Annotated in this window: 20 protein-coding genes, 1 tRNA gene, 1 other RNA gene and 1 pseudogene; 9 read left to right on the top strand and 14 right to left on the bottom strand. The window is 70.2% G+C overall.

Annotation, left to right across the window (positions count from 1 at the left end):
- The 4 genes from OEY_RS0113065 to rnpB form a co-directional block, all read right to left on the bottom strand.
- Window positions 1-426: hypothetical protein (locus tag OEY_RS0113065; RefSeq protein WP_010594306.1), on the bottom strand; the 426-nt coding region annotated here is incomplete at its 3' end.
- A complete protein-coding gene (locus OEY_RS0113060) occupies window positions 410-1,819 on the bottom strand; it encodes an RNB domain-containing ribonuclease (protein WP_010594305.1) in 1,410 nt (469 codons plus the stop codon). The genes OEY_RS0113060 and OEY_RS0113065, both read right to left, overlap by 17 nt.
- 16 nt (window positions 1,820-1,835) lie before the next feature.
- Window positions 1,836-2,015, bottom strand: coding sequence for a hypothetical protein (locus OEY_RS0113055; protein WP_006947711.1), 180 nt, complete (start codon window positions 2,013-2,015; stop codon window positions 1,836-1,838).
- Window positions 2,016-2,227: 212 nt separating this feature from the next.
- Window positions 2,228-2,640: RNase P RNA component class A (rnpB, locus tag OEY_RS29445), an RNA gene on the bottom strand.
- A 56-nt stretch (window positions 2,641-2,696) separates the two neighbouring features.
- On the opposite strand from rnpB, the gene OEY_RS0113045 reads away from it, so the two are divergent.
- Complete coding sequence (locus OEY_RS0113045) at window positions 2,697-3,221, top strand: DUF1697 domain-containing protein (RefSeq protein ID WP_026137661.1); 525 nt, start codon at window positions 2,697-2,699, stop codon at window positions 3,219-3,221.
- Window positions 3,222-3,264: 43 nt separating this feature from the next.
- On the opposite strand, the gene OEY_RS0113040 is transcribed toward OEY_RS0113045, so the two are convergent.
- From OEY_RS0113040 to OEY_RS0113025, 4 genes are all read right to left on the bottom strand, one after another.
- Window positions 3,265-3,462 carry a hypothetical protein gene (locus OEY_RS0113040; protein ID WP_010594303.1) on the bottom strand — a complete coding sequence of 66 codons (198 nt, stop codon included), beginning with the start codon at window positions 3,460-3,462 and terminating at the stop codon, window positions 3,265-3,267.
- Window positions 3,463-3,673: 211 nt separating this feature from the next.
- Window positions 3,674-4,807 carry a bifunctional RNase H/acid phosphatase gene (locus tag OEY_RS0113035; RefSeq protein ID WP_172603557.1) on the bottom strand — a complete coding sequence of 378 codons (1,134 nt, stop codon included), beginning with the start codon at window positions 4,805-4,807 and terminating at the stop codon, window positions 3,674-3,676.
- Window positions 4,765-5,502, bottom strand: a complete 738-nt coding sequence (locus OEY_RS0113030) for a zinc ribbon domain-containing protein (protein ID WP_010594301.1) — start codon at window positions 5,500-5,502, stop codon at window positions 4,765-4,767. Before OEY_RS0113030 ends, OEY_RS0113035 begins: the two co-directional genes overlap by 43 nt.
- A gap of 84 nt (window positions 5,503-5,586) precedes the next feature.
- Window positions 5,587-6,720 carry a Nif3-like dinuclear metal center hexameric protein gene (locus OEY_RS0113025; protein ID WP_010594300.1) on the bottom strand — a complete coding sequence of 378 codons (1,134 nt, stop codon included), beginning with the start codon at window positions 6,718-6,720 and terminating at the stop codon, window positions 5,587-5,589.
- 77 nt (window positions 6,721-6,797) lie between these two features.
- Here OEY_RS0113025 and OEY_RS0113020 point away from each other — a divergent pair, with 77 nt between their 5' ends.
- The 5 genes from OEY_RS0113020 (at window position 6,798) to OEY_RS30830 (ending at window position 9,440) form a co-directional block, all read left to right on the top strand.
- On the top strand, window positions 6,798-7,499 hold the full coding sequence (locus OEY_RS0113020; protein ID WP_010594299.1) for an HAD hydrolase-like protein: 702 nt from the start codon (window positions 6,798-6,800) through the stop codon (window positions 7,497-7,499).
- Complete coding sequence (locus tag OEY_RS0113015; RefSeq protein WP_003937085.1) at window positions 7,489-7,956, top strand: low molecular weight protein-tyrosine-phosphatase; 468 nt, start codon at window positions 7,489-7,491, stop codon at window positions 7,954-7,956. Before OEY_RS0113020 ends, OEY_RS0113015 begins: the two co-directional genes overlap by 11 nt.
- 28 nt (window positions 7,957-7,984) lie before the next feature.
- Window positions 7,985-8,824 carry an SURF1 family cytochrome oxidase biogenesis protein gene (locus tag OEY_RS0113010; RefSeq protein ID WP_010594298.1) on the top strand — a complete coding sequence of 280 codons (840 nt, stop codon included), beginning with the start codon at window positions 7,985-7,987 and terminating at the stop codon, window positions 8,822-8,824.
- Window positions 8,825-8,847: 23 nt separating this feature from the next.
- Window positions 8,848-9,207, top strand: coding sequence for a DUF5655 domain-containing protein (locus tag OEY_RS0113005; protein ID WP_010594297.1), 360 nt, complete (start codon window positions 8,848-8,850; stop codon window positions 9,205-9,207).
- Between the two features lie 92 nt (window positions 9,208-9,299).
- A complete protein-coding gene (locus OEY_RS30830) occupies window positions 9,300-9,440 on the top strand; it encodes a hypothetical protein (RefSeq protein ID WP_017680347.1) in 141 nt (46 codons plus the stop codon).
- A 183-nt stretch (window positions 9,441-9,623) separates the two neighbouring features.
- Here OEY_RS30830 and OEY_RS0112995 read toward each other — a convergent pair whose 3' ends face one another.
- Window positions 9,624-11,462: an AMP-dependent synthetase/ligase gene (locus OEY_RS0112995; protein WP_010594296.1), complete on the bottom strand. Its 1,839-nt coding sequence runs from the start codon at window positions 11,460-11,462 to the stop codon at window positions 9,624-9,626.
- 60 nt (window positions 11,463-11,522) lie between these two features.
- On the bottom strand, window positions 11,523-12,743 hold the full coding sequence (locus OEY_RS0112990; RefSeq protein WP_371851030.1) for a lipase family protein: 1,221 nt from the start codon (window positions 12,741-12,743) through the stop codon (window positions 11,523-11,525).
- A 176-nt stretch (window positions 12,744-12,919) separates the two neighbouring features.
- On the opposite strand from OEY_RS0112990, the gene OEY_RS0112985 reads away from it, so the two are divergent.
- A complete protein-coding gene (locus tag OEY_RS0112985) occupies window positions 12,920-13,132 on the top strand; it encodes a hypothetical protein (protein WP_225222859.1) in 213 nt (70 codons plus the stop codon).
- A 185-nt stretch (window positions 13,133-13,317) separates the two neighbouring features.
- The gene (locus OEY_RS0112980) at window positions 13,318-14,751 is read left to right on the top strand and encodes a DUF1254 domain-containing protein (RefSeq protein ID WP_010594293.1); all 1,434 of its coding nucleotides are present in this window, start codon (window positions 13,318-13,320) and stop codon (window positions 14,749-14,751) included.
- 54 nt (window positions 14,752-14,805) lie between these two features.
- Here the strand turns inward: OEY_RS0112980 and OEY_RS28415 are convergent.
- The 4 genes and pseudogenes from OEY_RS28415 to OEY_RS0112960 all read right to left on the bottom strand — a co-directional run bounded on the left by OEY_RS28415 (window position 14,806) and on the right by OEY_RS0112960 (window position 17,722).
- Window positions 14,806-16,515, bottom strand: a pseudogene (locus OEY_RS28415) (SulP family inorganic anion transporter).
- A 163-nt stretch (window positions 16,516-16,678) separates the two neighbouring features.
- Window positions 16,679-16,753: transfer RNA gene (locus OEY_RS0112970), tRNA-Val, on the bottom strand.
- A 34-nt stretch (window positions 16,754-16,787) separates the two neighbouring features.
- Entirely contained in the window at window positions 16,788-17,252 is a 465-nt protein-coding gene (locus OEY_RS0112965) for a peroxiredoxin (RefSeq protein WP_010594292.1), read from the bottom strand.
- 47 nt (window positions 17,253-17,299) lie between these two features.
- Window positions 17,300-17,722, bottom strand: coding sequence for a DUF3052 domain-containing protein (locus OEY_RS0112960; RefSeq protein ID WP_003937077.1), 423 nt, complete (start codon window positions 17,720-17,722; stop codon window positions 17,300-17,302).
- 356 nt (window positions 17,723-18,078) lie between these two features.
- Here OEY_RS0112960 and aceE point away from each other — a divergent pair, with 356 nt between their 5' ends.
- Window positions 18,079-20,931: a pyruvate dehydrogenase (acetyl-transferring), homodimeric type gene (gene aceE / locus OEY_RS0112955; RefSeq protein ID WP_029540025.1), complete on the top strand. Its 2,853-nt coding sequence runs from the start codon at window positions 18,079-18,081 to the stop codon at window positions 20,929-20,931.
- Window positions 20,932-20,949 lie beyond the last annotated feature (18 nt).

Here is a 20,949-nt window from a genome sequence, read left to right as displayed (position 1 = left end):
CGGGTACCCGCCGCCGGCCGGTTCGAATCGGCCGGCCGAGTCGTAGTACTCCTGCAGGGTGTACACGCCGGGGATCCGCCAGTGCCCGGAATGCGGATTGACCAGCGGGCGGCCCGCTTCCCGCATGATCCAGCTGACGAAGTTCGCGCACCACGGCTCCTCGGCGCCCTCGGAATAGAAGGTCCCGGGTCGCTGCGTGCGGTGTTCGTCCGCGAGCAACCCCACGATCCGCGCCTGCGGCTGCGTCAGCGACGAGGTGTCCACGTCCGGGAAATCGGCGGTGTCCCAGGGCAGGTATCGGCTCGGTACCGCGCCGAGCACCAGCACCGCGGCGAGGACCACGAGCGCCACCGCGGCGGCGATGCCGGCGAACAGGCCCCGCGGCCGCCGCTCGCGGCCGGCAGCGCCGTCACGCCGGGTACGCAAACCGCACCTTCCGCGTCTGCGGGTCGGCGTGTGTGAGCCGGATCCGGATTCGGCTGCCTTCCTTCGGTTCCCCGGTGCACGGGGCGATCACGGTGGCGTCGGGCACGAACACCTCGGCGTCCCGGCGGCCGTTCGTCGCGCGCAGGACCGTCGCATCGAACGTCTCCCCCACGTGCGGGGCGAGGACCGTCGCCTCGGTGAGTTCGATGCACGCGCGGGTCACCTTCCCGGCGAGCGCATCGGAACCGGTCATGGTCTCGCGAAGCTCCGGGAGCGCCGCGCGCACGGATGCCGGCACGTCGGTGCCGGCACAGACCGCCAGGCACACCTCCGTCGCGAACCGGTCGGCCAACCGCCGCAGCGGCGCCGTGACGTGTGCGTACGGCGCTCCGATCGCCCCGTGCCCCGGCTGCTCCGGCACCTCGCCGTCGAACGCGACGTACGACGCGCCGCGCAGCAGCGCGGGGGCCTCGCTCATCAGCACCAGCGTGCCGGGCACGGTCATGTCGAGGCCGGCCAGGAAACTGCCCACCGGCACATCGGCCGGCCAGGGTACGCCCAGGGCGGAGGCGGTGCGCCGCAGTTGCGTCACGGCTTCGGGAGCGGCCGCCGGCAGGGTTCGCAGCAACCCGATCCGCGCGTCGAGCATCATCTGCGCCGCGCACATTCCGGTCAGCAGCGAGACATGGGAGTTCCAGTCGTCGACTTCCGTGCGCGGCTGGGTGGTCAACCGCCAGCCGTTCCCGTCGGCGATCACGTCCTGTTCGGGCAGCCGCAGTTCGATCGCGCCCCGGGCCCGGGCCGCCGCTTCGCGGAGCCGGCCGAACTCGGGCAGCGCCGCGATCGACGGGTGCACGACACCGGCGTCGACACCGGCCTGCACCCCGGCGTAGTCGAACCGTGCGACGGATCGGACCAGTGCGCGCCGCACCGTCACGTCCACAGGCTCGGCGGCCTCGTCGAGAACGATGCGCCACAGCGCCGCCGGGCGCACGCGGCCGGGCAGCAGACTGGCCGCGTCCTCGGACAACGACCGCGGATGCAGCGGGACCGACCCGTCGGGCAGGTAGTAGGTCTGACCGCGGCGCCTGCTCTCGCGGTCGAGCGCGCCGCCGGGGGCGACGAAGGCCGCGACGTCGGCGATCGCGTAGTGCAGCACGAATCCGTCGACGGTCCGCTCGAGGTGCAGGGCCTGGTCGAGATCCATCGATCCCGGTGGGTCGATGGTCACCAGGGGCAGATCCGTGCGGTCCACCCGCGCGGCGGACCAGCGGTCGGCTGCGGCGTCGGCCTCGGCGACGGCGGGCAGGGGGTAGTCGTCGTCGAGCGCGAATTCGGCGCGGACGGCACCGAAGTCGATCGCGGGCGCGACGACGATGCGGGTGTGCGTCACCGTGCCGGGGAACCGCTCAGCGGTTCCATTCCTCGTCGGCCTCGTCCGCTGCCTTGTTGCGCTCGGCCGCGATCTCGAGTGCCCGTTCGGCGGTGGCGCGGTCCGGGTACGGCCCCATGCGGTTCAGCGCGCTCGGATCCTTCCCCTGGCTGACCTTTCCGGTGTGTACGTCGTAGTACCAGCCCTCGTCGCTCATGACTCCCAGTCTGCCCCACGCGGCGCCGAGTGTCGGGGTAACCCGCGTGCGACGGCGCGGCTGGTACGGTCGGCCCCTGGTCCCCGCTCGACGACGCGAAAGGAATCGCATGTCGTACCTGCTCTACGACTTCCTGCTCCCCTACCTGGGACACGAGGCCGCCTCCTACTGGGCGCACCTGCTGGTCGTCGCCCCGATCTGAGCCGGGTGGGCGGACGAGCCGGCCTGTAAGCCGGATCCTGTACCCCGCCGAGGCGGGGTGGCGACCATCCATCTGGGCACACCGTCGCCGGGTACCTCGAGCGGTTCACCCGCAGGCTCGGGCGAGCAGCCCTCGGACACCTGCGCAGCCGCACCGACGGGTCGGTGCGGCCTTCAACCTTGCTCCGGGCGGGGTTTACCGAGCCACCCCGGTCACCCGGGGTGCTGGTGCGCTCTTACCGCACCGTTTCACCCTTACCCACCCCGAAGGGTGGGCGGTCTGATTTCTGTGGCACTGTCCCGCGAGTCACCTCGGGTTGCCGTTAGCAACCGCCCTGCTCTGTGGAGTCCGGACTTTCCTCGATCCAGGGCCTGGCACCGCCACGGTGCCGGTTCCCTGTGCCGCGGTCGCCCGGCCAACTCGTCCGCGTCGATCAGCGTACTGCCTCACGTGTCGCAAATGCGAACTACGGTACCGCCATGGCGAGATATGTGGCTCTGCTGCGCGGCATCAACGTCGGCGGCATCACCATCGCGATGGCGGATCTGAAGGACGTGTTCTCCGGACTCGGTTTCGGGAACGTCCGCACCGTGCTCGCGTCGGGCAACGTGCTGTTCGACGCCGGCCCGGCCGACACCGCCGAATCGAAGGCACGGATCGAGGCGGCGCTGCGCGCTCGATTCGGTTACGAGGCGTTCGTGTTCGTCCACGATCAGGCCGCCGTCGCGGCGATCGTCGACGCCTACCCGTTCCAGGAGCGCGACGGCCGGCACGCATACGCGATCTTCGTCGCCGATCCCGCGGTTCTGGACGAACTCGCGGCGACGGCGGCGGGTCTCGATCCGGCGGTCGAGCGCGTCGCCCGGGGCGACGGCGTCCTGTACTGGGACGTCGAGCGCGGGCAGACGGTCCGGAGCGCCTTCGGCCGGAGCCTCGGCAAGCCGCGCTACAAGGCGGTGACCACGACGCGCAACCTGCGCACGCTGCGGAAACTGCAGGTGTGAACGACGGAACGCCGCGTGCGGGGTCGGGCGCCCGCGGACGGGGTCAGTCCGTCGCCGGAGGTACGCGATCGGGGTCGTAGTCGTCGAGACCGGCGGCGATGCGTTCCTGTTCGGTGCGATATTCGAGATAGTCGTCGTCGAGGCGTTCCGGCGCTTTGCCGTGCTCACGGCGATCGCGGGTGACGTGTTCCGTCGGAGTGATGACGTCGTCGAGATTCGGTTCGTCGTGCGGTTCGGTCATTGTCGGCACCTCCGAATGCTGCCCGGACTGCTGCTCTGGCCACCGTCGGTGTGATCACCGTCGGTGTGATCACCGTCGGTGTGATCACCGTCGGTGTAACCACTCTCGCTGTGGCATACCCCACGTGTCGGTCACCGAACCGGGACGCCGCCGCCGGTGTGTCCTTTGGGCGGCTACCGCAGCCCAAAGGACACACCGATGCCGCGGGCGCCTACAGGTGCGAGGTGTCGTTGACCAGGCGCACGGCCGCGCCGCCGTCGGGATAGAACTCGGCGATGCTCAGCGACGCGAGGTCCAGGTGCAGGCGATACAGCAGCGACGGCCCGGCATCGAGCGCCATCTGCAGCAGGGTCTTGATCGGCGTGACGTGGGAGACGACGAGCAGGTTCGCCCCGCCGTACTCCGCGACCAGATCGTCCCGGACAGCAGCGAGACGGCCGCGGACCTCGTCGAAGCTCTCCCCACCCGGCGGGCGCACCGAGGTGTCGCCCAGCCAGCGACGGTGCAGATCGGGGTCACGCTGTGCCGCCTCGCGGAAGGTCAGTCCCTCCCACTTGCCGAAGTCGGTCTCGAGGAGCCCGTCGTGCACCGTCACGGGCAGACCGAGCACCGCCGCGGCGGCCTCGGCGGTCTCTCGCGCCCGTCCGAGCGGCGACGAGACCACCGCGGCGACATTGCCACGCTCGCCGATCCGACGGGCAGCCGCGCGCGCCTGCGCGCGGCCCAGCTCGGTCAGCGGCGGATTACCGCGCCCGGAGTAGCGGCGCTCCACCGACAGCGGGGTCTGCCCGTGCCGCAGCAGCAGCATCCGCGTGGGTGTCCCGACGGCACCGGTCCAGCCGGGCGATTTCGCCGGCGGCGCCGATGCGGACGACGGCGGTTCGGAACCTGTGGTGGCCGAGGCAGCACCGTCCATCGCCTCGTTGGCGAGCCGGTCGGCGTAGGCGTTCTCCGCGCGCGGCACCCAGGTGAACTCGACCCGCGAGAATCCTCCGGCCAATTCGCGGGCACGCGCGGCGAGCGGAATCATGTCCGGGTGCTTGATCTTCCATCGGCCCGACATCTGCTCGACGACGAGCTTGGAATCCATCCGGACGTCGACCTCGTCGGCCCCGAGTTCGGCGGCGGCGGTCAATCCGGCGATCAGGCCTTGGTATTCGGCCACGTTGTTGGTGGCGCGGCCGATGCTCGCGCTGCGTTCGGCCAGCACGGCCTCGCGGTCGGCATCGAAGACCACCGCACCGTAGCCGGCCGGTCCGGGATTGCCGCGCGAACCGCCGTCGGCCTCGACAACGACCCGGCTCAAATCCCGGATTCCTTGGTACGTACCAGGATCGCGTTGCATTCGGGGCAGCGCACGAGCGCCTCGGGCGGGGCGGCGGCGATGCGAGAGATCTCGCCGCGGTCGAGTTCGAGGCGGCACGCGCCGCACCGTCGCGCCTGCAGCAGGGCCGCGCCGGTGCCGGTCTTCGACCGCTGCGCCTCGTACTGGTCGACGAGCTCGGCGGGAAAGGCCTCCACGAGTGCCGCGCGGTCGCTCAGGCACCGCTGCTCGGCGACCTCGATGTCGGCGAGCGCTTCGTCGCGCAGGCGGACGGCGTCCGCGAGTTCGGCGTCGACGCTCGACAGCCGCGCGCCGGCGTGGTCGTGGTCGGCCTTGGACGCCTCCCGGCGTTCCATGACCTCGAGCAGCTCGTCCTCGAGCAGCGCCTGCCGCCGTTCGAGACTGGTCAGCTCGTGCTGGAGTTCGGACAGCTGCTTGGCGGCCACGCTGCCGCCGGCGAGGAGCTTGCGGTCGCGCTCCTCCCGTTGGCGGACCGCCTCGACCTCCCCTTCGAGCTTGCGGATGTCGCGGTCGAGGTCGTCGAGGATGATCTCGACGGCGACGGCGGCGTCCCGCCGCGCGGTGCGTTCCGCCTCGAGCCGTTCGACCTCCTGCTGTTCGGGCAGGGTGCGGCGCCGGTGCGCCAGGCGGGTCACCTCGGTGTCCACAGCGGCGAGGGCCAGGAGCTTGGACTGCACGGCGGGTTCGACGTTCACTCGGCGGGTTCCTGCTTTCGGCGGCGAGATCTGGGGGTGATAGCTGCCTACCGTACCGCGCGGCCGGTCACGAGGAACCCGGACCTACCGGGCGGCGGTGGTCCAGGGATCGGTGCGTAGCTCGCTGACGCGGGCCGCCCACCCGTCGCGATCGGCGAACGCGGCGTCGAGCACTCCTTTCGCCTGCGCACACCACGGGTACTCGCTGGCCCAGTGCGCGACGTCGACGAGCGCGGGTCCGCCGGCGCGCAGGTGCTCGTCGGCCGGATGGTGCCGCAGATCCGCGGTGACGTACGCATCGACGCCGAGCCGTGCGACGGTGCCGAGAAAGGAGTCGCCGGAGCCGCCGCACACCGCAACGGTGCGGACGATCCGGTCGGGGTCGCCGGCACCGCGCACCCCCCACTCCGTGGCCGGCAGTGCCGCGGCGACGCGTTCGGTGAACTCGCGCAGCGTCTGCGGCACCGGGAGGTCGCCGACGCGGCCCAGTCCCCGCGAGCCGGGCAGCTCGGCCAGTTCGAGCACGTCGAACGCGGGTTCCTCGTAGGGGTGCGCCGCGCGCAGAGCGGCAAGCACCCGGCCGCGCACGGATCGCGGGGCGACGACCTCGACGCGGTCCTCGGCGACGCGCTCGAGTTCGCCGACGGTGCCGATCGCCGGATCCGCGCCGGCCTCGGGACGGAACTGTCCGGTCCCGGAGGTCGTCCAGCAGCATTCGCGGTAGTTGCCGAGCCGGCCCGCGCCGGCGTCGAACAGGGCGGCGCGCACCTGTTCGGCCGAGTCGGCGGGCACGAGGACCACCCACTTGTCGACGGCCGGTTCGGGCTTGGGCTCGATCGGCCTCAGTCCGGTCAGGCCGAGCGCCTGTGCCAGCGCGTCGGACACGCCCGGATCGGCGCGGTCGGCGTTGGTGTGGGCGGTGAACAGCGCGCAGCCGCCCCGGATGAGCCGGTGGATCAGGGCGCCCTTCGGGGTGTGCGCGCCGACGGTGTCGACACCGCGCAGCAGCAGCGGGTGGTGCACGAGGAGCAGTTGTGCGCCCCAGTCGAGGGCTTCGTCGACCACGGCCGCGGTGGCGTCGACCGCGAGCAGCACCCTGTTCACAGGTTCGTCGGGATCGCCGGCGACCAGTCCGACCGAGTCCCACGACTCTGCCAGCGACGGCGGGTAGGCCGTCTCCAGCACGTCGATCACCTCGCGCAGCGTCACCGCCGTCACCGCTCCTCCTCCGTCGTCCCGGCAACTGTCCCCGACCCTACGCGGCGGGCTTCGCCGGCAGCCGGGAGAATGAGGGCGTGACGACTCTCGCCGATCTGCCTCCGCTGCTGTTGCCGGCACCCGTGGTGCTGTTCGACCTCGACGGCACCCTCACGGACTCGGCGGCGGGCGTGATCGACGGGTTCCGGCATGCACTCGCCACGGTGGGCGTTCCGGAACCGGCGCACGACGAGCCGCAACGCATCCTCGGTCCACCGATGATCGACACCCTGCGCGGACTCGGCCTCGACGAGCAGCGGGTGCAACGGGCCCTCACCGCGTACATCGAGCGCTACGACGAGCGTGGCTGGGCGGAGAACTCCGTCTTCGACGGGGTGGCGACGATGCTCGAGCGAGTGCGCGACGCCGGCAGCCGGCTCGCCGTCGCGACGTCGAAGAACCAGAACTTCGCGGTACGCATCCTCGAGCATTTCGAGCTGGCCGGCCACTTCGACTTCATCGGCGGCGCGAGCGACGACGGGACCCGGCGGGCGAAGGCGGACGTGATCGCGCACAGTCTCGTCTCGCTCGGGGTGGACCCGGTCGCCGCCGCGGACGGCGGCACCGGAGGTGTGGTCATGGTCGGTGACCGCGAGCACGACGTGACGGGCGCGGCGCGATGGGGCATCCCGACGGTGTTCGTCGAGTGGGGGTACGGCGCAGCCGACGAGGCGGCCGACGCGCACCGGTCCGCGTCCAGCGTCGGCGAACTGACGAGGGTGCTGACCGGTGGCCGCTGAGCGCCTGCACGTGACGTTCGTGTGCACCGGCAACATCTGCCGCTCGCCGATGGCGGAGAAGATCTTCGCCGAGCATCTCCGCCGGGCCGGTCTCGCCGAGCGGGTGCGGGTCACCAGCGCCGGCACCGGCGACTGGCATGCCGGCGAGGACGCGGATCCCCGCACCACGGATCTGTTGCGGCGGCACGGCTACCCGATCGGGCACTGTGCCCGGCGCGTGACGGACGAGCAGCTCGCCGCCGATCTGGTGGTCGCCCTGGACGCCGGTCACGACCGGATGCTCGCGCAGCTCGGGGTGCCCGCCGAGCGCCGGGCGCTGCTGCGCAGCTTCGACCCGGACGCGGAAGGCGAGTCTGTTCCGGATCCGTACTACGGTGACCGGCACGAGTTCGAACTGGTCCGGCGGCAGATCGAGGCGGCGATCCCGGGTCTGCTCGACTGGGTGCGACGGCACTGAGGCCCGCGTCACCGGCTACCGTGGTTACGTGCGACGACTGACGTTCCTGCTCCGCCCGAGCTGGCTGGTGCTGGCCCTGGTGGTGGGCGGCTTCGCCTACGCGTGCTTCACCGTGCTCGCGCCGTGGCAGCTCGGCAAGAACACCACCACCGAGGAGCGCAACGACCGGATCACCGCCTCGCTGGCCACGGACCCCGTGCCGGTCGAGGAGCTCCTCTCCGGCCCCGCGCCGGCTCCGGAGGACGAGTGGCGGCGCGTCGTCGCGACCGGCTCCTACCTCCCGGACTCGGATCTGCTGGTGCGGTTGCGCAGCGTCGAGTCCTCCCCCGCTTACGAGGTGCTCACACCGTTTCGGCTCGCCGACGGCCGCACCGTCCTGGTGAACCGCGGATACGTGCGTCCGGAACGGGGTACGGAGATCCCCGCGTTCGCCCCGCCGCCCACCGGCACGGTGACCGTCGATGCGCGCCTGCGGATGTCCGAGGGAACCGCCGAGGGCAGGACCCCGTTCCGCGACGCCGGCCGCACCCAGGCCTACTCGATCGATCCCGCGCAGATCGCGGCGTTCACCGGGCTGGAGCTGACGGGCGGATACCTGCAGCTGTCCGAGAACCAGGCCGGGGGGCTGGGCACGATCCCGCTGCCGCAGCTCGACGCCGGCCCCTACCTGTCGTACGGGCTGCAGTGGGTGGCGTTCGGGATCATGGCGCCGCTGGGCCTGGGGTACTTCGTGTGGGCGGAGCTGCGCGAGCGCCGCAAGCGGAAGGAACCGGCGCCCGCGGCCGCACCCGAGGCCGAGCCGGCACCCGCTCCGGTGGAGCGCAGCACCGAAGACAAGCTCGCCGACCGTTACGGCCGGTCCCGTTGAGCCACCCAGGCGAGGAGCCCGCGATGCACGCGACGATCGACGACTACCTGGCCGACAAGGACGACGCCGCCGTCGACATGTTCTGCCGGCTCCGCACGCTCGTGCTGGGCCTCGGCGACGACGTCGAGGAGCAGGTCCGTCCCGCCGAGGTGCGATGGGGACGCGGTCGGATCTTCGCGGCGGCGTTCGTCTATTCGTCGCGGCTCGAGATCGCCGTGGACCTGCCGCGGCGGGTCCATCACCCGCAGCTGCGGGAGGCCTTCCCGACCACCGCGAAGGTGACGACCCACCGCTTGAGCATCGCCACCCCGGACCAGCTCGACGACGGCGTCGTCGCGCTGCTGGCGGAGGCGTACGAGACGGCCGGGACAGGCTCCGGGTAGCAGGCTCCGCCGGGCACCGCCCGGAGCGACGACGGGTCGGCAACAGGTCGGCAACGGGTTTAGGACCGGTCCGGCCGGTGCATCCGTCGCCCATGACCGAGAACACCGGAAACCCGCAGCAGTACGACGCATCCCAGGACCCGGACGCCGACCCCGAGCAGTTGCAGTCGAGCGCCCCGACGCAGCCGGATCAGGCCGAGGGCGAGGACGACGACGCCGGACCGGAGGCCTGAACCCGGACGCGGCTCCCGCGGATCGGCAGGCCCGGCTACTCGAACAGCGGACCGTCGAGGCAGCCGGACGTCGCCCGCCGGATCCCAGGTGGGGATGCGCCCGGGAGATCCGCCCGCCACTTCGGAACCCGCGCACGCCGTGACGTGGGCGGATTCCGAACCGGCGCCGGGGATGCTGCCCCGTCAGGCGTAGAGCTGCTCGATCCGATCGGCGAAGTTGTCGACCACCAGTTTGCGGCGCAGCTTCATGCTCGGTGTCAGATCTCCCGCCTCGATGGACAGCTCCCGATCGAGGACGGCGAACCTCTTGATCTGCTCCCAGCGGTTGAGCCGGTCGTTGAGCCGGTCGATGCACTCGCCGATCAGCGCGTGGGTCCGCTCGTCCCGGGCGATCTCGCCGAACTCCCTGCCGGCCATGCCGTTCTTGCCCGCCCATTCGGTGATCGCCTCGGCATCGAGGCCGACGAGGGCGACGCAGTAGGGCCGGCTCTCGCCGTACACGACGATCTCGCCGGCGTACGGGCAGATGCCTTTGAAGGCGGCGGAGATCGCGGACGGCGCGACGTACTTGCCCTGACTGGTCTTGAACAGGTCCTTCTTGCGGTCGGTGATCCGCAGGAAACCCTCGGAATCGAGTTCCCCGATGTCGCCGGTGTGGAACCAGCCGTCCGGTTCGAGCGCCTCCGCGGTGGCCTCGGGCCGCTCGTGGTAGCCGTCCATGACGCCCGGCCCGCGCAGGAGTACCTCGCCGTCCTCGGCGATCTGCACCTCCGTACCGGGGAAGGGCCAGCCCACGGTGCCGAGCCGGTACGCGTACGGGCGGTTGATGAACGACGCGGCGGATGTCTCGGTCAGGCCGTACCCCTCGAGGATGATGATGCCGGCGGCATCGAACCACTGCGCGACGGCACGGTCGAGCGGCGCCGCCGCCGAGACGAAGAACCGCAGGCGACCGCCGAAACGTTCCTTGACGGTGGAGAACACCAGACGGTCGGCGATCCGGTACCGGAGCCGGTCGAGGGCGGACGGGGCGCGGTCCTCCTGCCGGGCCTGCGAGACACGCAGCCCGACGCCGACGGCCCAGTCGAAGATCTTCTTCTTCGCCCCGCCCTCCTCGGCGACCATCGCCTCGATGCGCGCGTGCGCCTTCTCGAAGATGCGCGGCGCGGCGCCCATGAAGGTGGGGCGCACGACAGCGAGGTTCTCGACGATCTTCTCCACGCGGCCGTCGATCACCGTGGTGAAGCCGATCTGCAGCGGCAACGCCAGCATCACCTTGCCGAAGGCGTGCGACAGCGGCAACCAGAGGAAGTTCAGGTCGTCGGGGCCGAGGATGTTCACCGCGTCGACGGCCGCGGCGGTGTACGTCCACCCCGAGTGCGGCAGCAGCACGCCCTTCGGCTTGCCGGTGGTGCCGGAGGTGTACATGATGCTCGCCAACTGCTCGGGACGGATCGCATCCACCCGGTCGGCGACGACGGAGGGCGACTCGGCGAGCAGTGCGCGGCCCCGGTCCTCCAGGTCGGCGAGGGTGACGACCCAGTCCCCGTCGCCTTCGCCGTCGACGACCACCACGGTCCGCACCTCGGGCAGATCGGCGCGGTGGGCGACGAGCTTGTCGACCTGGGTCCAGTCCTCCGCGACCACGACGGCGCTGCCCGAGTTGGCGACGATGAAGGCGACGTCGGGCGCGTTGGTCGTGGGATAGATGGTGGTGGTCGCGGCGCCGGCGCACATGATCGCGAAGTCGGCGAGCACCCACTCGTACCGGGTCGACGAGGCGATCGCCACCGGGTCCTCGGGTTCGACTCCCAGCGCGATCAAGCCCGCGGCGAGTGCGGTGACCCGGTCGCCGACCTGGCGCCAGGTCGTGCTTCCCCAGCCGTTGCCCCGGGGGCACCGGAAGGCCTCGGCCTCCGGCGTCGCGGCGACCCGGTCGACGAACAACCGGGCCACCGACGGGGCCTGATCGTCGATCTTCGCGAAGTCGACCGTCTCGTCCACCGCCCGCAGCGCAGCCATGCGCCGAGTGTAGATCCGCAGCAATCGCCGACGTGGGCAGTTGCGCAAACGGCGGAGGCGTCAGCAGGTGCTGGGCGCCGGTTCGCCGCGGAACCGTGCGTCGACCCAGTCCAGGGCCGGGAACAGGCCCAGGGCGGCAGCGGAGAGATGGTCGGGCGTCGGGGTCAGGAGAGTCTGCACCGGCACCCCGGCCGCGCAGTAGCGGCGCATCGTGGCGATCACGGAGTCGACCGGGATGAGCGCATCTGTCGGACTGTGCCATTCGAAGATCGGCGCCTTCGGCACGCCGGCATACAGCTCGAGGCTGTTCTCCTCCATCACCGTCCGCGCTGCCGGATCGTCGAGGAACCGGCGGTTGTCGGTCATCTCGGCCGCGCTGCGACCGACTCCCCAGAACATGATCTCGTTGGTGCAGCCGTTGGCGATCAGCTGCTTGAGCCAGTGTCCCTGGGCGTTGAGCTGCGGGGTGACGTGGATGCGGTCGGGATACTCGCGTTCGAGCCCGAGGGCGGCAGCCATCGCGAGGCCGAACGCCGGATGCGGCGCGGTGCCCAGGCTCTCGGCCATCTTCACCAGGTTCATCGGGACACCGCCCTCGGCGGCTCCCACGATGTTCAGCTCCGGGGCGTATTCCGGGGCCAGCGCCGCGGCCCACGAGGTGGCCATCCCGCCCCCCGAATAGCCGCCCAGCGCGACCTTGCTCTCCGCCACCTGCAGTTCCGGCACGCGTTGCACGGCGCGGATTCCGTCCAGCGTGACCCGGCCGCCGAGCTTGGCGGCGCCGTAGGCCATCCGTGGGCCCAGATGGTCGGGCAGCGCCACCGCCCACCCGCGCGCCAGCGCAAGATTGAGTCCGGCGGCCTCCCGGATCTGGTGCAACGGATGGCTGGTGTAGAGCTGGGAGACGATCTTGCACTTGTGCCCGAGCGCGTTGATGATGTGCTGATACGACAGCAGCGGCCCGTTCGGCACGTGATGCGCCGGCCGCACGAAGGTCGTATTCGCCGCGACGGGTCGATCCTGCGAATCCGTGGTGCGGAACAGCACTTCCCACACCGTGCTGCCCGGAAAGTAGTACGAGGGCGGCAACTGCCGGACCCGCAGCACATCGCCCGGTGCGCGCGCCGGGAGATCGGGCGGCGCGGCGTAGAACGGGTCCGGATCGGGAGCGGGTAGCAGCGGTTCGGCACCGGCACTGCCGGTGCCGGACACGGTCGCAACCAGTGCGAGCGCGATCGCGAACACAGCGCTTCGGACGGATCGGCCAATCACGAAACCCACGGCATACCCCACCACCACCCGGACGTCGGACCGGGATCGACTATGCCAGACACCTGCACTCCCGGTGCGTGAACAATACGATTGCCCGAGAGCCTCGCGCCGGCGACGCGCGCGCCGCTCCGGCCATCGACACCGACCCGTCGACGGCGCAATTCGAGTCCGGCCAGGAGGTTTTCGTGAAACCCGGCGAAGTGCGGCTCGGTCAAGGTGTCTGGTGGGCCGAGGAGTACTGGCGGGTGATGGGCGTCTACGACGGCGGGTGGCTGCTGCGCTTGGCGAGACCGACCCACTACGAGGACGGCAGCTTCTCGTTCGCCGAGAACGTCGTCGACGACGTACCTGTCGAATTCGTCTCGCCCCACGGCTCGCGTCGTCCCGACGAGAAGTAGACCGCGACGACCACGGCGGCGAGCGAATCGAACCGGCCGAACTGCCGGTGGCGTGCCGGCGCCCCGTCGCGTGTTCTCGTCGATCCGGCAGACCGTGGGGCAGTAACGGTCCACACTGAGTGGGTGGCGCAAGCGGTCGCGTGGGCCGAGGATCCCGGCAGGGGCTGTCGACACAGGAGGACTCCATGACCTCGCATTCGAACAGCACCCCGATTCCGCCTGGTATCGAGGTGCCGGACGAAGTCCGCACCCGGTTGGGCACGCTGCGGTTCTTCGACGGAGTCCCGGACGACGAGACGACCCGGACGGTGTTCGACAACCTGGATTTCCAGCGGGCGGTACAGGCGTACCTGCTGGCCCTGGCCCCGGTCGAAGTGGCAGCGGTGCGTAAGGCAATGCTGGCGCTGGGTCCGGCCAACTCGACCATGGCGATCTGGGAAGACCTGGTCTACCCGCGCAGCGTGGTCCTCACCGGCAACAACAACACTTCGTACAGCACCATGCTGATGGACCTGCACGACGGCCCGCTTGTTCTCGAAAGCCCTCCGAGCGTGCTGGGCATGATCAACGATGCCTGGCAGCGGTGGGTCGTCGACGTCGGCCTGACCGGGCCGGACAGGGGCCAGGGCGGCAAGTACCTGTTCCTGCCGCCCGGCTACGACCGCAAGGTCCCCGGCGGTTACTTGGTCGTGCGGCCGCGCACCTACGTCCTGTGGCTGCTGTGGCGCAGCTTCCTCGACGAGCACGGCGATCCTCACCCGGGCGTCGAGGCCATCAAGGCCACGGCTCGGGTCTATCCGCTGGCGGAGGCCGACGACCCGCCGCCGCTCCGTTTCGTGAACATCTCACCCGAACCGATCGTCTTCGTTGCGCCCGCCGAGTATCGGGCGTGGGAGCTGCTCGACGAGACCGTGCAGTCCGAGCCAGCCGAGTCGTCCGATCCTCTCACCCTGGGGATGTTCGCCTCGATCGGCATTCGGCACGGTAAGCCGTTCGACCCCGACGAGCGGATGCGGGCCGTCCTCACCGAAGCTGCCACCGTAGCCGACGCCACTGCCCGTACCCTCTGTTACCGGTTCCGCCGGCCGGAGGCGTACTACTACCCGGACAGCACCTGGCGGACCGTGCTTCTCGGCGGTTACCGCTTCCAGGAGGACGGCGCCGCCCTGCTGGACTCCGTCGCCCAGTACTACTTTGTGGGAGCACCGATCAGTCCGGCCCTCGAGGTCGAGATGGTCGGCGCCGCATCGCAGTACGCCTTTGCCTTCGTCGACTCCGAGGGCGCGCACTTCGACGGCGGCAGGACCTACCGGCTGCACGTGCCCGCGAATGTTCCGGTCGCCAACTTCTGGTCCGTCATCGCTTACGACACCCAGACCCGCTCGATGCTGCAGACCGGACAGGACTGGCCGTCGATTTCCAGTCAAGACAAGGACCTCGCCCCGAACGACGACGGCTCGGTCGACATCCGCTTCGGTCCCGACCGGCCCGAGGACAGCCGAAACTGGATCCAGACGCTGCCCGGCAAGAGCTGGTTCGTGGCATTCCGGCTCTACGGTCCGCTGGAACCGTGGTTCGACAAGACATGGAGACTGCCCGACATCGAACCGCTCGCGTAGCGGCCGGGATGGTCCACCCGGACGGCCGGTGCTTCTCCACCGCCCGTCCGGAGGTCACGCCGACGTCGGGTCGTCGTCCGGGGGCTGGTCGAGGTTGCGACGGGCCGCGGCGACGGCCGCGTCCACGGTCGGGTGTGCGCCTGTGACGACACTGGCGATGCCGGTCGCGCTGAGCAGGTCGCGCACCTGGCCGATCTCGCCGGCGAAGAGCAGACGGATGCGACGGTGCTCGAGTTCGGCATACAGCCGGTCCAGCATGCCGACGGCGGTGATGTCGATTCCCGGCACAGCTGCGGTGTCGAGGACGACGGCCCGCGTGTCGTCCCGGACATGACCGCGTACGGCGGCCGCCACGTTGTCGGCGTTGGCGTAGATCAGCCCGGCCTCCGGGCGCAGCACCACGATCCCCGGCTCGGTGAGCGCGTCGGGACGGCGCTGCAGGTCGACCCAGCGGCTTCCGTCCGGTGTGCGACCCAGCTCGGCGACGTGCGGCCGCGAGGCCCGGAACAGCAGGAGCAGGACCGACACCGCCACGCCGAGGAAGAGCCCGGGAAGGATGTCGAAGACCAGCACACCCGCCATGGCGCTCGCCGCGGCGAGGAAGTCCGCGTACGCGGTGACGCCGTAGATCCGCCGCAGGCTCGGGGTGGCCAGACGCGCGTACTTGCGCAGCGTCCGGAAGTCGACGAGCTTCGTGACGGCCGCGATCACCACGGCAGCGAGGGTGGCCTCCGGCAGGTTCGCGAACAGACCGGTCAGGAACAGCAGGGTCAGCACCGTCAGCGCCGCCACGACGATGCCGGAGAGCTGCGACACCGCCCCGGCCGAGACGTTGACCGCGGTCTTCGACAGGGACCCGTTGACGATCATCCCGGAGGACAGCCCCGCGCCGATGTTCGCTGTGCCCACCCCGAGCAGTTCCCGGTTCGGATCGATCTCGTAGTGTTGCTCGGCGGCGTAGTTCTTGGCTGCTCCGACGCCCTCGGCGAACGCGACCAGCAGGATCCCTGCCGCCGACGCGAGCAGCGCGACGTAGTCGGATCCAGGGATGCTGGGGAGGCCGAGCGGAGGTAACCCGCCCTCGATCTGCCCGACGATCTCCACTCCCTTGGCGTCGAGGTCGAGGACCGAGACGGCGACGATGCCCAGGGCGACCGCGACCAGCGGTGCGGGCAGCCGGGGCGACACCCGGTGCAGGACCAGGACGAGCGCAAGGGAGCCGGCGCCGACGGCCAACGTCCAGCCGTTCGTCCCACCCAGCGACGTGACCAGGTGCCAGGTTTTTTCGAAGAAGTCCCCGTCCCCCTTCGGGACTCCGAAGAGCTTCGGGAGCTGACCGACGATGATCGTCAGCGCCAGGCCGACGATGAATCCCTTCAGCACCGGCTCGGAGATGAAGGAAGCCAGAAACCCCAGACGCGCCAGCCCCGCGAGGATCCCGAGCACCCCGACCAGCAGCGCCAGACCGGCCGTCAGCGCTGCCGCATCGGCGTCACCGGCGATGCCGGCGACAGCAGCACCCGACAGCGCAGCGGTGGCCGCCATCGGCCCCACCACCAGGTGCCGGGAGCTGCCGAACAGCGCTTAGAGGAGCAGCGCCGCGGGCGCGGCATACAGGCCGATCACCGGGGACACCCCGGCGATCGTGGCGTACGCGAGGGCCTCGGGCACCAGAACCGCCCACACCGTCAGGCCGGCCAGCAGGTCCCGGCCGATCCGGTCGGCCCGATAGCCCTCGAACGAGGTGAGCAGCGGCACCTTCACCCCACGAGCACAGCAAACCCTGCCCAGCCGCGACAGAGCCCAAAGACCCCCGGGTGCGGCCCCACGAGCCCGGCTGCGTCCGCGGACGTCGACACGTGTGGGCAAAAGTCCCGTCGAGGCATACGCGCCCGGTCCCTGACCAGGTCTTTCACGGCCACATTCCTGGTGGGCGCGGAGGGTTTCGAACCCCCGACCGCTGGTGTGTAAAACCAGAGCTCTACCACTGAGCTACACGCCCGCAGATCCGGCGGCTCGCGCCGCCGGACTGTGCCTCAGGACTTTAGCGCGGCCAGCGCTCGCACCCAAGCGCCCTGGTCACGGGGCTCGCCGGGCTGATTCTCCTCGGCGAACCGGACGATGCCGTCCTTGTCGACGACGAAGGTGCCGCGGTTGGCGAAACCGAACTTCTCGTTGAACACACCGTAGGCCTGGGCCACGGCACCGTGCGGCCAGAAATCGGAGAGCAGCGGGAACGTGTAGCCCTGCTCGGCGGCCCAGATCTTGTGCGTGGGCGAGGCCCCCACCGACACGGCGACGATCGCGGTGTCGTCGTTCTCGTAGGTCGGCAGGTCGTCCCGCACGGCGCACAGCTCGCCCTGGCAGACGCCGGTGAACGCGAGCGGGTAGAACACGAGCAGCACGTTCTTCTTCCCGCGGAAGCTCGACAGCGTCACTTCCTGGTTGTTCTGGTCCTTGAGTGTGAAATCGGGCGCCTGGGCACCCACCTCGATCGCCATGTGCGTCGGTAGTCCTTACGTCGATGGAGAGGAACTGAGCGGTGTGCTCAGCGCTTGGTGCGGGCGGCCTTCGGCTGCACCAGCCGGCTGCCCACCCAGTCGCCGAGATTGGCGGTCGAGGTCTGGGTCAGGCCGGCGGTCGTGGCCGATTCGGCGATCTCGCTGGGCTCGACATGATCCGGACGCCCGGTCTTCGGCGTCAGCACCCAGACGACGCCCTCGTCGGCGAGCGGGCCGATCGCATCCATCAGCGCATCGACGAGGTCTCCGTCGCTGTCGCGCCACCAGAGCAGCACCACATCGACGACCTCGTCGGATTCCTCGTCGAGCAGGTCCGATCCGATCGTGTCCTCGACGGCGGCCCGCAGGTCGTCGTCCGTGTCCTCGTCCCAACCGAGTTCCTGAACCACCTGGTCGTGGGAGATACCGAGCTTCTGAACGTAGTTCTGGGCGTCCGCCGCGGCGACCACGGTGGTGTCCTCCTTCGGTTGTGGCCGCGGGCGTGCCGCGTACCGGATGTCATGAGCGATTTTTCAAAGCGAACATCCTCGGGGAGCTCAACGCAAGCCGAATCGCACGGAAACTCACAAGAATCTTCCCGGGACGTTACCGCGAGAAGCGCCACACGCCGACCCGCCGCGCGGACCCGAACCGTGCGGATACCCGGCCTGCAGGCGTTGTTCACCCGGGGGGATGCCTCCTACCGCGCGATGGGGGAAGATGAGCAGTGCATCTCGTTCAGATGTCGATGAGTCGGCTCCCACAAGAGCCGGCCCTACGGAGCGGGCGCCACACCTGCGCGCCCCACCACGATGAGGAGCAGACGTTGACAGACCTGATCCACGAGCCCGATTCCTCGACGAGCGCCGCCACACCGGGCGCCTCGGAAGCGGGATCCTCGCCGAACACCACCGGGGCCACCGACGGCCGCGTGCGGGTCATCCGCGAGGGCGTGGCCTCCTACCTGCCGGACATAGACCCGGCCGAGACCACGGAGTGGCTCGAGTCGTTCGACGGGCTGCTCGAGTCCGCCGGTCCTGCGCGTGCCCGTTACCTGATGCTGCGCCTGCTCGAGCGCGCCGGCGAACGCCATGTGTCCATTCCGGCACTGACCTCGACCGACTACGTGAACACCATCCCGACCGAGAACGAGCCGTGGTTCCCCGGCGACGAGGAGGTCGAGCGCCGCTACCGCGCCTTCATCCGGTGGAACGCCGCGATCATGGTGCACCGCGCACAGCGTCCCGGCATCGGCGTCGGCGGCCACATCTCCACCTACGCGTCCTCCGCGGCGCTGTACGAGGTGGGCTTCAACCACTTCTTCCGCGGCAAGGACCACCCGGGCGGCGGTGACCAGATCTTCATCCAGGGGCACGCCTCCCCCGGCATCTATGCCCGCGCCTACCTCGAGGGCCGCATCCCGGCCGAGCAACTCGACGGGTTCCGCCAGGAGGCCAGCCACGCCGACCAGGGCGGCGGCCTGCCGTCCTACCCGCATCCGCGGCTGCTGCCGGACTTCTGGGAGTTCCCGACGGTGTCGATGGGCCTGGGCCCGATGAACGCGATCTACCAGGCGCGGTTCAACCACTACCTGCACGACCGCGGTCTGAAGGACACCTCCGACCAGCACGTGTGGGCGTTCCTCGGCGACGGCGAGATGGACGAACCGGAGTCGCGCGGTCTCGCGCACGTCGCGGCCACCGAGGGTCTGGACAACCTCACGTTCGTGGTCAACTGCAATCTGCAGCGCCTCGACGGTCCGGTTCGCGGCAACGGCAAGATCATCCAGGAGCTGGAGTCGTTCTTCCGCGGGGCCGGCTGGAACGTCATCAAGGTGGTCTGGGGCCGGGAGTGGGACGCCCTGCTGCACGCCGACAAGGACGGTGCGCTCGTCAATCTGATGAACGTGACGCCGGACGGCGACTACCAGACCTACAAGGCCAACGACGGGGCCTTCGTCCGTGAGCACTTCTTCGGCCGCGATCCGCGCACGAAGGAGCTGGTCAAGAACCTCAGCGACCAGGAGATCTGGAACCTCAAGCGCGGCGGCCACGACTACCGCAAGATCTACGCGGCGTACGCCGCGGCCATGGCGCACAAGGGTCAGCCGACGGTGATCCTCGCGCACACGATCAAGGGGTACACCCTCGGCAAGCACTTCGAGGGTCGCAACGCCACGCACCAGATGAAGAAGCTCACGCTCGAGGACCTCAAGTACTTCCGCGATCTGCAGCGCATCCCGATCTCGGACGCCGAACTCGAGGCGAACCCGAAGATGCCGCCGTACTACCACCCGGGCAACGACTCGCCGGAGATCCAGTACATGCTCGAGCGGCGCCGCGCGCTCGGCGGGTTCCTGCCCGAACGCCGCACCGCCGATGCTCCGCTGCCGCTGCCGGGGGACAAGACCTACGAGGTGGTCCGCAAGGGCTCCGGCAAGCAGCAGGTGGCCACCACCATGGCATTGGTGCGCATCATGAAGGAGCTGCTGCGCGACAAGGAGATCGGTCCGCGCATCGTGCCGATCATCCCGGACGAGGCCCGCACGTTCGGCATGGACTCGTGGTTCCCGTCGCTGAAGATCTACAACCGCAACGGCCAGCTGTACACGTCGGTCGACGCGGAGCTGATGCTCGCCTACAAGGAGAGCGTCGCCGGGCAGATCCTGCACGAGGGCATCAACGAGGCCGGGTCCACCGCCTCGTTCACCGCGGTCGGCACCTCGTACGCCACGCACGGGCTGCCGATGATCCCCCTGTACATCTTCTACTCGATGTTCGGCTTCCAGCGCACCGGCGACGGCCTGTGGGCGGCGGCGGACCAGATGGCCCGCGGATTCGTGCTCGGCGCGACAGCCGGCCGCACCACCCTCACCGGTGAGGGGCTGCAGCACGCCGACGGGCATTCGCTGCTGCTGGCGTCGACGAACCCGGCGGTGGTGTCCTACGATCCCGCGTTCTCCTACGAGCTCGCGCACATCGTCAAGGACGGTCTGCGCCGCATGTACGGCGGCACGGAGGGCGTCGACGGGTTCGGTGGCGAGAACGTCTTCTACTACATCACCCTCTACAACGAGCCGTACGTGCAGCCGGCCGAGCCGGAGAACCTCGACGTCGAGGGCCTGCTCAAGGGCATCTACCTGTACCGCCGCGGCGAGGGCGCCGGGCCGAAGGCGCAGATCCTCGCCTCCGGCGTGCTCATGCCCGAGGCGTTGCGGGCCCAGGAGATGCTGGCCGAGGAGTGGGGCGTGGCCGCAGACGTGTGGTCGGTGACCTCGTGGGGCGAGCTGCGCCGCGACGGTGTCGAATGCGAGCGGCAGGCGCTGCTCGACCCGGGCGCCGACGCTCCGACGCCGTACGTGGCGAAGATCCTGGCCGACGCCGCCGGGCCGTTCGTGGCCGTCTCCGACTGGATGCGTGCGGTACCGGACCAGATCCGGCAGTGGGTACCGGGCGACTACACCACCCTCGGCGCCGACGGGTTCGGGTTCTCCGACACCCGCCCCGCCGCGCGCCGATTCTTCAACATCGACGCGGAGTCCACGGTGGTCGCGGTGCTCGCCGCCCTCGGCCGGGACGGCGCTGTCGATCGCGCGCGGGCGGTCGAGGCCGCCCAGCGGTACCGGATCGACGACGTGGCGGCCGCACCGGAGCAGACCTCGGATCCCGGCGTGGCCTGATCCGAACCGCTCTGCCGC

Source organism: Rhodococcus sp. P14 (assembly GCF_000256505.1).
In the GTDB taxonomy this organism is placed as follows: Bacteria; Actinomycetota; Actinomycetes; order Mycobacteriales; family Mycobacteriaceae; genus Rhodococcus; species Rhodococcus ruber.
Note: the sequence above shows the minus strand (reverse complement) of the source record. Positions and strands in the feature narration are given on the sequence as shown.